This window comes from Dysgonomonas sp. HGC4, from assembly GCF_001261715.1.
Classification (GTDB): domain Bacteria; phylum Bacteroidota; class Bacteroidia; order Bacteroidales; family Dysgonomonadaceae; genus Dysgonomonas_A.
This window is the reverse complement of record NZ_CVRU01000088.1, coordinates 34,890-48,456: the sequence shown is the minus strand read 5'-3', so window position 1 is coordinate 48,456 and position 13,567 is coordinate 34,890. Positions and strand designations below refer to the sequence as shown.

Here is a 13,567-nt window from a genome sequence, read left to right as displayed (position 1 = left end):
ATTGCTTTAAGAAAGAACCCCTATACTTTAAAGTACTATCTGTGTGATTATTTATAAGTAATATAGTGGTATAATAAAAAAATCGGATGGTATTAGATAATACCATCCGATCCGAATCAATATCAAATACTGATTTTTATTTTTTCTCTTTCAGAAGATCTCTTATTTCAGCCAGTAAAACTTCTTCTTTAGATGGTGCGGCAGGTGCTGCTGGTACTTCTTCTTTTTTATGTTGAAGACTATTCATCCCTTTGATTACAAAGAATATTGCAGTTGATATGATTATAAAGTTGATAACCATTTGTATGAAATTGCCATAATTGAGGCTAACAGCGGGTATTGCTGCTCCTGCTGCATCTACGGAAGCTTCTTTAATGATTAGTTTTAGATCTGTGAAATTTACACCGTTAAGAAGTACTCCGATAGGAGGCATGATAACATCATTCACGAGTGAGGTTACAATTTGACCGAATGCTCCACCGACGATAACCCCGACAGCCATATCGACTACATTACCACGCATCATGAATGCCTTTAACTCTTGTACAATTGCCATGTTTATGTTGTTTTTATTAGTTATATTTTTCTTTTATACATTTAGATTGTATAACGCTAGTCAGTAATTAATTGTTTAGTAATATCTCTATTTTCTTTTCTCCGTTTTCTATATATGTTTTGAAATATGCTTGTTCTTTGCTCATCAGTTTGAGAAGATGGTAGCTTTTTAAATAGTCAGGATGAAATTTTTGAATATTATTACTGAAGAATAGAGAAACTGTTTTTGTACTTATATTTAAAGGATCGAAGTCTGTTTGTATAGAATAGTTTCCATTACGTTTCAGATATTGAATCATAATATCTCTATCGGCAGCAACCAGAAGATAGTTCTTGTAAAAAGTGAGATAAACAGATGAATTGTGATGAAACACATCTTTACCCATTTGTTCAGATGTCATATATATATGCTGATTTCCTAAAACTACATCTTTGGTGCTGAATTTTCTATGTATATAATTTACTTCAAGTTTATTAAGATGATTATATAGATCGAAGCGGTCTTCTCTATGTTTAAGTGCGTAAATGGGTGATGTTTGATTTTCATTTATAATGAAACCATACGACGGAGCATCAAATAGGCAGATAAGCGAACTTGATATGCTTGCTGCATTAGTATCTATCTGATAAGATATTAATGAATCGGGAAATATAGAGTAATCAATAGTTATACTGTCACTATCGCTAATTGCTTCGTTAGGCCAGTTGTTAGAAAAAGTAGTATTGGTAAAACCTTCAAGTTCTATAAAGTTATTCTCTAGATTTATATTGAAAGAGGTGAAAAATGTTTCGTTGTTGAAATATAAGTTTGCTGGATAGCTTGTCTTTATTTTTTTAGCTATTTCCGTAGCAGGTTTACTGCTGAATATATTGTTAGAGGAATCGGTATCTACAAAGTTTTCTAAAAGTACATAGTTGTATCCTCCAATAAAAAATCCCTGATAAAACATACACGAAAAAAAGCGATTGTTGCTGGTTGGGTAAAAAAGTATTTTTGCGTCTTTGTAGGTTCTTACTTTAGGTGCAAAGGCAGGAAAGAGATCTATACTCAGTAGCGATTTTATTTTAGATTCTTGTTCGCTTGTAATTTTGCTTATTATATAAGTGTCTTCTTTATGTTCGGCAATTAATATCGGATAAGTAAGAGACGTTTCTATTGTTTGTATTATATTTTCTAATTCAGGAAAGAAAGGTGTAAATACTTTAGTGTGTTTTTCTTTGTTGATCTGTAAGATACCTGTAACTTTCGCTGGAATATGCGTATATAAGTCTGTCTCAAATACCCCCTTATCATGACTGAGTTTCTGAAACATAATTATCCCCGTAGTTATTATTGCAACAACCAACAACGATAAAAGACCTATTTTAGCTCCGGATTTTATATGCATATACAAAATAAAGTATCAGACCTATCTGTTGCTAAAATTAAGCAGTCAATAATTATTTTATTGAACTTAATCAGCTAGTTACAAAGATATAGTAATATTTCTTTAAATTTAACACCTATAGATAACAAAAAGACACTAAAAATAGTTTCCCTATTGTATATCTTTGTTGACTTGTGGTGCAAACTCGTTCTTATTACCATAAAAGGTTGCTGCAACATAACAGAGTAAAGAATATTGTATATATTTAAATGATAAGACTTTATTTTTATAAACTTATCTTATATATAAAAGGAATAGATTAGTATGAATGTTTTGATACGAAAGGAGCTGGTTTCTATCTTATGCTCGGGTATAGGATTGTTTTTTGCGCTGATATTCTTAGTTGCAAATGGGGCAATGCTTTGGATTTTCGAGGGGACTTTTAATATAATGGACACAGGTTATGCCACTTTAGAGAAATTCTTTAATTTGTCATCTATTCTTTTTGTCCTGCTTATTCCGGCATTGACTATGCGGCTTATTGCCGAAGAAAAGCGGAATAGAACGTTAGATATACTTCGTTCGCGCCCTGTTGGAATATTTGCTATTATCGGTAGCAAATGGTTAGCCTCATTATTATTTGTAGTGTTGGTTCTTCTTCCGACCATTATATATATTTATACTTTGTATATTTTAGGTAGTCCCGTTGGGAATTTAGATATGGGAGTTGTACTGCTTTCTTATCTGTCTTTGATTGGATTAGCGAGTATCTTTATTGCTGTAGGTATATTGGCGTCATCACTTTCAAAGAATCAGATTATAGCTTTTGTTATAGCTTTGTTTATCAACTTTGTTATCTATTTTGGATTCGATCTATTAAGCACACTTTTAGAGGGAGGTGCAACAAAAGTGTTCGTCGCTTCCTGCGGCTTGTCATATCATATGACGCAGATACAGCGAGGAGTTGTTAGCCTTAATAATATATGGGTGTTGATAAATTACATGCTTATCATTCATTTGATAACCCTGTATATATTGAGTTTAAGAAATAAAAAGATAAATAAGAAATTAGGGATATATGCTGTAAGTATTTTAGTTCTAAATATTGTGATGTTGTGTGTGCCTAATCCTCGATTTGATTTTACTGCCGATAAAAGATATACAATCAGTGATTATTCGAAAACCTTGGTAGGTTCTCTTGCTGAAAGTAGATCACCACACGTTGGAGTCAATGTATATTTAGATGGCAACCTTAATTTTGGTTTTCAACGTTTGAGGAATGCTACGAATCAATTTCTCGATGATTTAAATAGATATGCAGGTTATAAAATGGATGTTTCATTTATAAATCCTGCTTCATTGGATGTGTCAAGAGAAAGTTTACCCGATTATATGGCACAACGGGCAATGCCGCCTATTATGCTCAATGAGGTTGATCGTGATGGAAAGGTTAGCAAACAGTTGATTTATCCGTATGCCGAAGTTATTGTTGATAGTGATACTTTGCAAGTTTCTTTATTGAAGAATATAAAAGGTAATACGGCAGAAGAAAATCTGACAGCTTCAATCGTAAATCTAGAATTTCAGTTTGTAGATGCTTTGCGTCTTTTGTTGAGAAAAGAATCTCAGGCTATTGCTTTTATAGAAGGGCATGGCGAATTGCCGAGAGCTTATGTATATGATGCCGAGGAAGCTTTAGCCAAATATTTTTTTGTAAACAGAGGTGAAATAGGAACAAATCCTTCTATTCTCGACGATTTTAAGGTTGTTGTTATAGCAGGACCTACTCAAAAGTATTCGGAAACAGAGAAATATATTCTTGATCAGTATTTGATGAAAGGTGGGCGAATTCTTTGGTTAGTAGATGGTGCATATCTATCGTTAGATGATTTGGCTAATAAAGGACAATCGGCAAGTATGAGGAATGAAACAGGTCTTGATGATTTGTTATTTACTTACGGTGTGCGTATTGGTTCTAATTTTGTACAAGATGTTCAATCTTCCCAGATTTTGATTCAAAATGATTCGGGGACACAACCTGTAAATATTCCTTGGTATTATTCACCCTTGCTCCTTCCATCCTTAGATAATACAATTACAAAAGATATAACCGAAGTAAAAGCTGCCTTTGTGAGTAGTATCGATATATTAAGTAAATCGAAGTTGGTTACGAAAGATATTCTATTGACAACATCGCAACATAGTCGTATTGTACCTGTTCCCGAGATGATAACATTTGATGTAGAGCATATTCAGTCTGATGCACACTATTTTAATGAATCGTTTCTATCTGTTGGAGTTGCTCTAAAAGGTATGTTTCAATCGGCTTTCAATAACAGACTTATACCTGATAGTATAGATTTGAGAGGATATAAAACACGTGTAGAGAGTGCTGATACAAAAATGATAGTGGTGGGCTCTTCTGATATTATAAGGAATGAAGTAGTAGGGCAGGGCGATAATACAGAGGTTTTGCCGATGGGATATGATAGAACTTCGGGACGATTATATGGAAATAAAGATTTTATAGTAAATGCGGTCAATTGGCTGGCAAATGATGATGGTTGGATGGAACTTCGAGCGAAGACTCAACAATTGAATCTTTTGGATAAAAAACTCATTTATGAGGGTCGAAATAAGTATGCTGCATTGAATATACTTGTTCCTGTTTGTTTTATAGGATTGATTATTGGCGGGGTAAGTTTGTGTCGTCGTTATAAATATACCCGATAAATTTATGATAAAAAAAGAAAGAGGTTGAAACATATTCGACCTCTTTCTTTTTATATAGATAGTGTATCTTATTTAAACACTAATACACGTTTTTCGAGTGGTGAGAATTCTTTCTCTCCTGGTTCTGTTGCAGGTGTACCAAACGGCATTTGAGAGATTAGCTTCCAGTTTGGATCAATATTCCAAGTTTTGGCAACCTCTGCATCTATCAATGGGTTGTAATGTTGTAGAGAAGCTCCAAATCCTGCGTCTTCTAACATATTCCAAATTGCATATTGGTGCATAGCCGAGGTATGCTCAGACCATTTTGGGAAGTTCTCACTATATGAAGGGAAAGCTTTTTGTAGACCTTCTACTACAGCTTGATCTTCGAAGTATAAAATTGTACCATATCCAGCAGCAAAACAATTATCTATTTTGTCTTCTGTGGCTTTAAAGCTATCTGCTGGCACTACTTTTCTCAATGTTTCTTTTACGATGTTCCACAATTTACGGTGATTGTCACCAAGTAATAGAACTACTCTTGTTGATTGAGAATTAAATGATGATGGTACATGTAGTACTGCATATTCTACAATTTCTTGTATCTCTTTATCCGAAATCGGAGAAGTATTACTTATTGAATAATAAGTTCTGCGATGTTTAATTGTTTCTTTAAAATTACGAGCCATAATTCTTTATTATTTAGTTTATGTGATAACAATTAGCTTTTTATTTTGTTGTGTAAGGTGATGTGTTTTAAGTAATCTAAAGGCTTTTCGGCTGTATTTCTTAAATATAAGAAAATTTATTTGTGCTTATATAATTGTAATAAAAAAAGCTCCTTGAGAAAGGAGCTTTTTTTATTATATATTCAATATATTAATAAACTGTATGGTTTAGATATTTGAAACTTCTTTAGGGTTAGCTCCATATTCGTTTGTTCCTGGAGTTCCTGCTTGTGCCCATAAGTAGATATTATAAAGTGGAATAAGAATAAACCAACCACTTTTACCTATATCGTGCATTCTTCTTATACCTACACCTATTGTTGGTAGTAATAAAGCTAAACTTAAAAGGCTACCTACAATTCGCATTCCTATAATACTGTCAATAATAGTTGAAACAATAGCAATGATTAGATATACAAGGTAGTACATCCAGAATTCTTCTCTTCTTGCTCTGCCGTCAAATTTAATGTACTTGTTTTTTACAACCTCTAGAAACCAATTGAAATTCATAATCTTTTTAGTTTAAATAATTTAGAAATCTAATTACCTAATTGTTCTGTGAAAATATTAGTGTGTCACATGACGAATTATTTTTCAAAATTAGTAAATTTTACCATATATATGTCAAAAATACGCATTTATTTTAAAATAACTAGATTAATCAATTGTTATCTAATGGCTTCCGATTGTGTCAGAAACAACTGTTTAACAAACAGATTATTTTCTTAACCAAACATTAGTTATGTCACCAATTAGTAATTGATGATAGTTCTTAGCCGTTTTGTAAGCTTTATTCAAAAACTCTTTATCTTCAGGCTCTACAACATCAGCAGGATTAATAGTTGTTTGTTGTAGTACTTTACATTCTATTACAAGAAAAGCTTCTTTATAGGTAATGTTTCCTGAGGGAGTATCTACTTTGGTGAGCTTAAGTTCTTTCATTTTGTCAGAATCTCTACCTGTTTTGCTTCCAAGGAAAAGTACCTGTTTATTATATGCTTCATCAAAGAATGAGAATGTATAAGTTCCTTTTTCTTTTATGAGCTCCAATGTATAGCGACTAGCATTTAGTGTACACCACGCAACTTGCTTTTCGTATAATCTGCCCCATCCGCCCCAACTTGCGGTCATAGAGTTATACAGACTATCTGTTCCAGCGGTGATCACCGAATAGTTTACTTCCAATAATTTGAATATATTCTGATCAATATCTTTAGCGTCAATGGACTTGAATAATTCGTCAAAACTTTTTCCCGATACATCTACAGTAGATGTAGCTACTGTTGTACTGTCATTGGTTTGCTTGTCAGTATTTTGTTCTTTTGCTGCGTTATTACATGATGATAATAAGGCAACACTTACTAATAATAAAAAGATCTTTTTCATATGTTGTTTTAATTTATATTATTTAATTGTATGTTTCTGTATTTTAGAGTAATAACCAAGATATACACTACAAAGTATCAATAAGGTGATAGACCTTATTGAGATTCCAGTTTTTTTATTTGTTCTTCGGCTTCTTCTGTTATTTTTTGTGCATTCTTTTTTGCTTCAGATACTAATTTGTCTGAGGCTTTTTGTGCAGCTAGTTTCGCTAGGGCTCCTTTAGGTTCAGCAGCAGTAACAAGTTGTTGTCCTCTTTTTTGAGATTCTTCTACCAACTTATCAGCAGAGCTTTTTGCTTCATCACGAAGTCTTTGAATTTGTTTGGTTTTCTCTTCTCCTACTTTTGCTGTAGCCTCTTCTTTTTTATTAGCGGTATTTCCTCCTAATAATTTATCTACTGTATCACCCGAAAGTAAATTACCAATTAGGCTTTTAGTATCTACACCAATTTTGGGGTCTGAGAATGTTCCTCCTATAGTGATAGGGATATTGCTAATATATGCATTAGCCATTGATTTAGGTAAGGTTATAGAACCTTTATAGTTGATCGATTGGTCTAAGCCGGTTGTTCCTTCAAGATTGAGTTTTCCTCCATCACCTATTCCCACGGTGAATGGCTTAGTGTTTATTTTACCTTCATTTACCGTAAAAGGAATACTTATATCTTTCGCCGAGAACGACTTGAGAGCATCTGTTTTTAAGCTAGATGATAGTTTGTCTAAAGCTTCGACACCTTCTACTTGAACGTCATTCGCTTGTAAAACACCGCTTGCAGTAAGTCCGCTCAACATTTGGAGTAAGTTATCTCCCATTGATGCGTTCATATTCATGTTCATCGAATAATTCCCCAATACCTTATCGAATACGGGTGCAAATTTCTGAATAGCTTCTACCGATTTAAATGTTTCGGCAAAGGAAGCTTTAGTTATATTGGCATTAAGAGATACTTTTGGATTCTTTGGATCTGCAGCCGTGCTGTATGATCCTGTAATTTTAGCTGTTCCACCTAAAGCATTTGCTGTAACATCTTGCATGGTTATAGTACCATCCTTTACTGCAATAGATCCTTTGAGATTGGTAATATTTACCCTCTCATAAACTACTTGTTTCATATCTGCATTAAGTGCAAAATTTAGATTCGTAGGCACTACAAAGTTATCAGATGATTGACTTGTTGCTGATGGTGTTGTTTCCGAACCACTAGCAGGCGCAGAAGGCGTACTTTCTGTTATAGAAGCAGTTGAACTATCACCCATAAAGTCATTTAGATTGAAATAATTTGATTTCAAATTAAGTTGACCTTTTAAGGTTTGATTCTTCAAGGCATAAGCAATAAAATTTTCAAGACGACCTGTTGCCGAAATATCGTTCTTCCCAATCTTAACATCTAATGACGATAAATTTACATATTGTGGTGTGAATCCTAATTCTGCATTGTTTATAACTACATCTTGCATATCGCCAGACTTATAGATCATATTGTTCAGTTTTAATGATCCACTGGCATTCACATTTTGATATTGCTCTTTTTCTATTGCCGACATACGTGTTGCAATATTAAGATCAGCTGTCAATTTCCCGTTTAGCTCAGTACCTTTATCTAGGGGATAAACATCTTTAATCATTGCTAGGTCTATGATACCTTTCAATTGAGCTTTTAGACTGGCATCGCTCATCGGTGTCTGAATATTCAAGCTTGCAGAGAATGGATTACCTGCCATTGTAAAATTAAATTTACTGATATCGATAATTGTATTATCAAACGAGCCCCCCTTATTGCTGATACCCATATCTACATTGATATTATCAACAGACTTAGGTAACGATGGGTATTGAAACATTGCATTGTTAATCAAAAGCTTGAAGTCGAAGGCTGGGTATTGTTCCCCCTGCATCAACCCTTTTACAAATCCATCAAGAGAAGCAGTACCTGATGTTTTAATATCCTTGAAATCTTCGGTGTACATTGCAGGAAGGATAGACAATATATCCTTGAATTGTGTATCGGGAGCTTTCAGTTTAAGGTCAAAATCTTTACTATCTTCGCCTACCATAGCTACTGATCCATCGATTGAAGCTTTTACTTCATTTAGCTGTATATCGCTTTCAACGAATGTAAACTTAATCTTATCCATGTCAGCATCAATAGTTGCATTGGCTATTCCTTTGATTTTAGATAGATATGGAATACCATCCATTATAAAAGACACTTCTCCGATATTCGATTTCGTTTTCAGTGTAGTATTATCTGCACTAAAATCACCAGAAACTTCGCCACTCCAATTGGTCAGTATAACTTTCATGTTAGATTGCTGATCTTCGTAAGTCACTTGGCAATTATCGAGCGATATCTTTTGTAATTTCAGTTTAAAGGATGAAGCATCTTTAACGGTTTCTTCATTTGTAGGCGTAGGAGCAATTTCTGTAGGATCTACTTTTACAATATCCCAGTTGGCACGTCCATCAGTAAGAACTTTGGCAAAAACGGTAGCACCATTCATATTAATTTTCGAAACTTCATAATTACCTTTCAATACCTGCATGATATTTAAAGTAACATCTGCCGATTTCGCTTTCAATAAAGTGTCACCTTTAAAATCGCCAACTCCGCTGAGAGACATATCTTCGAGAGACAGTGTAATATTGGGGAAATTTGAGAAAATACTTACTCCAAAATCTTTTACATGAAGTTCTGCATTAAGACTACTGTTTGCAGCATCAATAACTGCATCTTTAATCTTATCTTTAAATAAAAATGGGATTGAAATAATTATAGCTAAGAGGACTACAAAAACTCCACCTCCTATTATGAGTCCTTTTTTTACACCTTTTTTCATTCGTCTTTGTTAGTTTAATGCTTTAAATCTTTTGAAATTTTAGATTTATATTAAAGTATGGGCTTCCTTACTTTAATATTGGCGCTAAAGTTAAATCTTTAGTCTGCCATAATAGTAATGATAACTGTTAATGTATATAAAGAATAGAATATCTAGTGAGGTATTAATAAAAAGAGAGATCAAGTGATCTCTCTTTTTAATTATGCTTTGGTTTTCATTTCCTCTAGCTCTATGGTGACAAGTTCCCATGTACTCATCTCATTTTCTATGTCTTTCGTCATCTTACCATGTTTCTCAAATAGTGCAGGATCGCTTGATCCCTCGGGAGTGGCAAGAGTTTCTTCTAAAGAAGCTTTCTCTAGTTCCATTCGTTCTATTTTTTGCTCGATGTCCGATATTTGTCTTTCAAGACGCTTGATAAGTCGATTCAACTCCTTGCGTTCTTCATAAGAAAGCTTATTTTCTGATGGGGTAGGAGTTGTCGTTGCCGTGGTTGCCTCAACAGTTTTGGCAGCAGATGCTTCAACCTTTGCAGCCGAAACAGCTTCGAGTTCTTGTAGAGTATCCATTTTTTTCTTTTGAAGAAATTCGTAAATACCGTACAAATGTTCTTTTACTTGCTGATTTCCAAACTCGTATACTTTGTCTACAAGCCCATCTAAAAATTCACGGTCATGCGATACAACTATAACTGTACCGTCAAATTCCTTGATAGCATCTTTCAGGACATCTTTAGAGCGCATGTCTAAGTGATTGGTTGGCTCATCGAGAATCAGAAGATTCACAGGCTCTAACAATAGACGGATCATTGCCAAGCGGCTTCGTTCTCCTCCTGAAAGTACTTTTACTTTTTTGTCAGATGCTTCTCCTCCAAACATGAAAGCTCCAAGTATATCTCGAATTTTGGTACGTATGTCGCCTGTTGCTACATAATCAATAGTCTCGAATACTGTACGACTTTCGTCAAGTAATGAAGCCTGATTTTGTGCGAAATATCCTATTTTTACATTATGTCCTAATTCTAATTTCCCTTTGAAATCGGTCTCACCCATGATACACTTTACCAAGGTCGATTTACCTTCTCCGTTCTTACCAACAAAGGCTACTTTATCGCCTCTGTTGATTGTGAAAGTGGCATCTTTAAATATCAGATGATCACCATAGCTTTTTTCTAAGCCGTCGGCAATAACAGGATACGAACCCGATCGGGGTGCGGGAGGAAATTTTAAGCGAAGACTCGAATTATCTTCTTCATCTACTTCCAAGCGATCTATTTTATCTAATTGCTTGATTCTAGATTGTACCTGTACAGCTTTGGTTGCTTTATATCGGAATCTTTCTATAAAGTCTTCTGTTTCTTGTATTTGTTTTTGTTGATTTTCGTAGGCTCTGATTTGTTGTTCGCGGCGTTCTTTTCTTAACTCTACATATTTAGTGTAGTGAACTTTATAATCGTGAATTTTCCCTAACGAAATTTCGATGGTACGTGTAGTCACTGCATCCAAAAAAGCCCTGTCGTGAGAAACTAAGATAACCGCATTGGCATGTGTTGATAGAAAATTCTCCAACCACTGTATAGATTCTATATCAAGGTGATTGGTAGGCTCATCGAGTAACAATACATCGGGACGGCGAAGCAATAGCTTAGTCAATTCGATACGCATACGCCAGCCTCCGCTAAATTCGTTGGTTGGGCGTTCGAAATCTGTACGTTTAAAACCTAATCCGATTAGAGTCTTTTCTACTTCTGCAAGAAAGTTTCCACCTCCCGACATTAAGAATTGCTCATTAAGATACGAAGATCTATCTATCAGATTATGGTATTCTTTAGATTCATAATCGGTACGTGTGGCAAGTTGTTCATTGACTTGTTCTAGTTCAACCTCTAATTGTTGGATATGGTCGAAAGCCAAAGATGCTTCTTCAAGAACTGTGTTTCCATCATTTAGTTGCATATGTTGTGGCAAATAACCGATAGTAAGTTCTTTGGGATAAGAAACATTTCCTTGTGTAGGTTGTTGTAATCCTGCAAATATTTTAAGCATAGTCGATTTGCCGGCTCCATTTTTGCCGACAAGTGCTATTCTGTCTTTTTTGTTTACGACAAACGATATATTATCGAAAAGAGGACGACCTCCAAATTCTACTGTTAGTCCTTCTATTGAAATCACTTTTTCTAAATTTTATTTGCAAAAGTACAAATTTTAAGGTCGCCGACCTATTTGTTGATTTTTTTCTGGGAAATCATCTATTTATTTGAGATTCTTTTTGCAATTTGTTCTATGTGTGTATTATCTGTACCGCAACAACCTCCAACAATATTGAGGTTAATGAAATCATTCAATTTGAGAATTTCATTAGTGAGTTCAATACTATCAGAGCATTTCAAGTCAGCGGAATTATCTAATTCTGCGGGAGAAAGAGAGGATGTGTTTGCCTGTATTCCTCCGAAGCGCTCTTTTACTAGTGGAGTTTGATTATATTCTTTTTCTAGTGCCGAATATAAAATTCTTGGATGTACACAGTTAGTCATGTAGCAAACAGGCTTTTGTTTTGTTGCCTTATCTATTGCCTCAATTGCATTGTGAATGGATGTGCCATCTAATAGATATCCATCTTCTCGGATCATAAAGCTGATGATATATGGTAAATGTGTTTCTTCTAAAGCATTTGCCATTCCGATGGCTTCGGATAGTGCAGGCATAATGGCTGCAAATAAAAAATCGACTTCCGATTCTTTAAATAAATTTGCTTGCCATGAATGAAATCCTTTAGCTTCTTCAATAGATAGAGCGTCTTTAGTTTGGTAGGCATCTCTTTTGCATCCCATAAGTCCCCCAATAAACACGGTTGTTTGGCTATTTGCTTTAATCGATTTTAAGAAGGAAACATTTTCTGAAATAATATCTTCTGTATATTTCGACCGAGTGATGCGTTCTTTATTAGCTCGTCGGGTAGGGGTGGTAGCAATAAAAGGAAGGTTATGTTCTTCGGCAATAGCTATGTATTGGTTCCATAGATGCGCTAGGGCTTGACGACCTTCGCTGGTGTAAACTAGGCTTGCCATTGCTACGTCAACATCAAAGGATAAATTGTATTCTCGTTTTAGCCGTTCTCCCAATGCGCCTTCCATCAAAAGGGGAGATTTGTTTGTGTAGCATGTTAAGAAATCCATATGGCTGAAAAGTATTTATTATTATTTCTACATTTGTAGAGGTCGATAAATGAATAATAGAGTTTATTGCTTAATTTTATCTGGAAAATAGATCGCAATCGTATTATTGACTAACTAAACAATAAAAAGGTTTTAGACCTAATAATTATTTCTTTATGAAAAAGATTCTGGTAATTGTTTTTATCTCAAGCTTACTTCTAAGCTGCAAATCATCCTCTAAAGCTTGTGGTTGTCCTTATGGAAGCATACATACACCATCAAGCGAATATCTGGCTCAGAAATAATAATTCTGAGTGTTTTAATGTGCTGATGTTTTAGACCAAACATTTATAATAACTACTCCTGCTACAATAAGTACCAATCCGATAATAGCCGGAAGGTCGGGTACTTGTTTAAAAGCGAAAATACCTATTATGGTTATAAAGACAATGCCAATTGCCGACCAAAGTGCATATGCTATTCCTACAGGTAAAGTTCTGAGGGTTAAACTCAGAAAATAAAATGCAGCAATATAACATACTACGGTGACAACGCTGGGGATGAGCTTGGTAAACTGCTCGGACATTTTTAGCGAAGATGTTGCTACTATCTCAAATGCAATAGCCATTAATAAGAATACGTAATGCTTCATTGTGATTAACTTTAGACTACAAAAATACTCGAAAAAGACGGCTTTGAGAAAATAAAGATTCTATTTTAATGTTTTTTCTCTTGTAGTTAGTTTGTTAGATTTCTTCCGTTTTCCGCAAAATTGATAGATAATAACCGTTTTGTGTTTTTAATTATTATTACCTTTGATTTTTG

The 13,567-nt window shown here is 34.4% G+C and carries 11 protein-coding genes; 2 read left to right on the top strand and 9 right to left on the bottom strand.

The window, feature by feature from the left end; all coding sequences use genetic code 11:
• Nucleotides 1-136: 136 nt before the first annotated feature.
• Together mscL and HGC4_RS09050 are read right to left on the bottom strand one after the other, a co-directional pair.
• Entirely contained in the window at nt 137-556 is a 420-nt protein-coding gene (gene mscL / locus HGC4_RS09055) for a large-conductance mechanosensitive channel protein MscL (RefSeq protein ID WP_050709812.1), read from the bottom strand.
• 67 nt (nt 557-623) lie between these two features.
• Entirely contained in the window at nt 624-1,943 is a 1,320-nt protein-coding gene (locus tag HGC4_RS09050) for a hypothetical protein (RefSeq protein WP_050709811.1), read from the bottom strand.
• Between the two features lie 303 nt (nt 1,944-2,246).
• Here HGC4_RS09050 and gldG point away from each other — a divergent pair, with 303 nt between their 5' ends.
• On the top strand, nt 2,247-4,655 hold the full coding sequence (gene gldG, locus HGC4_RS09045; RefSeq protein ID WP_050709810.1) for a gliding motility-associated ABC transporter substrate-binding protein GldG: 2,409 nt from the start codon (nt 2,247-2,249) through the stop codon (nt 4,653-4,655).
• Between the two features lie 68 nt (nt 4,656-4,723).
• On the opposite strand, the gene HGC4_RS09040 is transcribed toward gldG, so the two are convergent.
• From HGC4_RS09040 to HGC4_RS09015, 6 genes are all read right to left on the bottom strand, one after another.
• Nucleotides 4,724-5,326, bottom strand: a complete 603-nt coding sequence (locus HGC4_RS09040) for a nitroreductase family protein (RefSeq protein WP_050709809.1) — start codon at nt 5,324-5,326, stop codon at nt 4,724-4,726.
• 207 nt (nt 5,327-5,533) lie between these two features.
• A complete protein-coding gene (locus HGC4_RS09035; protein ID WP_050709808.1) occupies nt 5,534-5,875 on the bottom strand; it encodes a DUF805 domain-containing protein in 342 nt (113 codons plus the stop codon).
• Nucleotides 5,876-6,082: 207 nt separating this feature from the next.
• Entirely contained in the window at nt 6,083-6,751 is a 669-nt protein-coding gene (locus HGC4_RS09030) for a flavin reductase family protein (RefSeq protein WP_050709807.1), read from the bottom strand.
• A gap of 95 nt (nt 6,752-6,846) precedes the next feature.
• Nucleotides 6,847-9,588, bottom strand: a complete 2,742-nt coding sequence (locus HGC4_RS09025) for an AsmA family protein (RefSeq protein WP_050709806.1) — start codon at nt 9,586-9,588, stop codon at nt 6,847-6,849.
• Nucleotides 9,589-9,788: 200 nt separating this feature from the next.
• On the bottom strand, nt 9,789-11,759 hold the full coding sequence (locus HGC4_RS09020; protein ID WP_050709805.1) for an ABC-F family ATP-binding cassette domain-containing protein: 1,971 nt from the start codon (nt 11,757-11,759) through the stop codon (nt 9,789-9,791).
• A 77-nt stretch (nt 11,760-11,836) separates the two neighbouring features.
• On the bottom strand, nt 11,837-12,763 hold the full coding sequence (locus HGC4_RS09015) for a homocysteine S-methyltransferase family protein (protein WP_050709804.1): 927 nt from the start codon (nt 12,761-12,763) through the stop codon (nt 11,837-11,839).
• Between the two features lie 155 nt (nt 12,764-12,918).
• On the opposite strand from HGC4_RS09015, the gene HGC4_RS19065 reads away from it, so the two are divergent.
• Complete coding sequence (locus tag HGC4_RS19065) at nt 12,919-13,047, top strand: hypothetical protein (RefSeq protein ID WP_255349826.1); 129 nt, start codon at nt 12,919-12,921, stop codon at nt 13,045-13,047.
• A 14-nt stretch (nt 13,048-13,061) separates the two neighbouring features.
• On the opposite strand, the gene HGC4_RS09010 is transcribed toward HGC4_RS19065, so the two are convergent.
• Complete coding sequence (locus tag HGC4_RS09010) at nt 13,062-13,394, bottom strand: DMT family transporter (RefSeq protein WP_050709803.1); 333 nt, start codon at nt 13,392-13,394, stop codon at nt 13,062-13,064.
• Nucleotides 13,395-13,567 lie beyond the last annotated feature (173 nt).

Excerpts from the sequence above, each read along its gene's own strand:
- mscL (WP_050709812.1), bottom strand. The coding sequence starts at position 556 with ATGGCAATTGTACAAGAGTTAAAGGCATTCATGATGCGTGGTAATGTA.
- HGC4_RS09050 (WP_050709811.1), bottom strand. The coding sequence starts at position 1,943 with ATGCATATAAAATCCGGAGCTAAAATAGGTCTTTTATCGTTGTTGGTT.
- gldG (WP_050709810.1), top strand. The coding sequence starts at position 2,247 with ATGAATGTTTTGATACGAAAGGAGCTGGTTTCTATCTTATGCTCGGGT.
- HGC4_RS09040 (WP_050709809.1), bottom strand. The coding sequence starts at position 5,326 with ATGGCTCGTAATTTTAAAGAAACAATTAAACATCGCAGAACTTATTAT.
- HGC4_RS09035 (WP_050709808.1), bottom strand. The coding sequence starts at position 5,875 with ATGAATTTCAATTGGTTTCTAGAGGTTGTAAAAAACAAGTACATTAAA.
- HGC4_RS09030 (WP_050709807.1), bottom strand. The coding sequence starts at position 6,751 with ATGAAAAAGATCTTTTTATTATTAGTAAGTGTTGCCTTATTATCATCA.
- HGC4_RS09025 (WP_050709806.1), bottom strand. The coding sequence starts at position 9,588 with ATGAAAAAAGGTGTAAAAAAAGGACTCATAATAGGAGGTGGAGTTTTT.
- HGC4_RS09015 (WP_050709804.1), bottom strand. The coding sequence starts at position 12,763 with ATGGATTTCTTAACATGCTACACAAACAAATCTCCCCTTTTGATGGAA.
- HGC4_RS19065 (WP_255349826.1), top strand. The coding sequence starts at position 12,919 with ATGAAAAAGATTCTGGTAATTGTTTTTATCTCAAGCTTACTTCTAAGC.
- HGC4_RS09010 (WP_050709803.1), bottom strand. The coding sequence starts at position 13,394 with ATGAAGCATTACGTATTCTTATTAATGGCTATTGCATTTGAGATAGTA.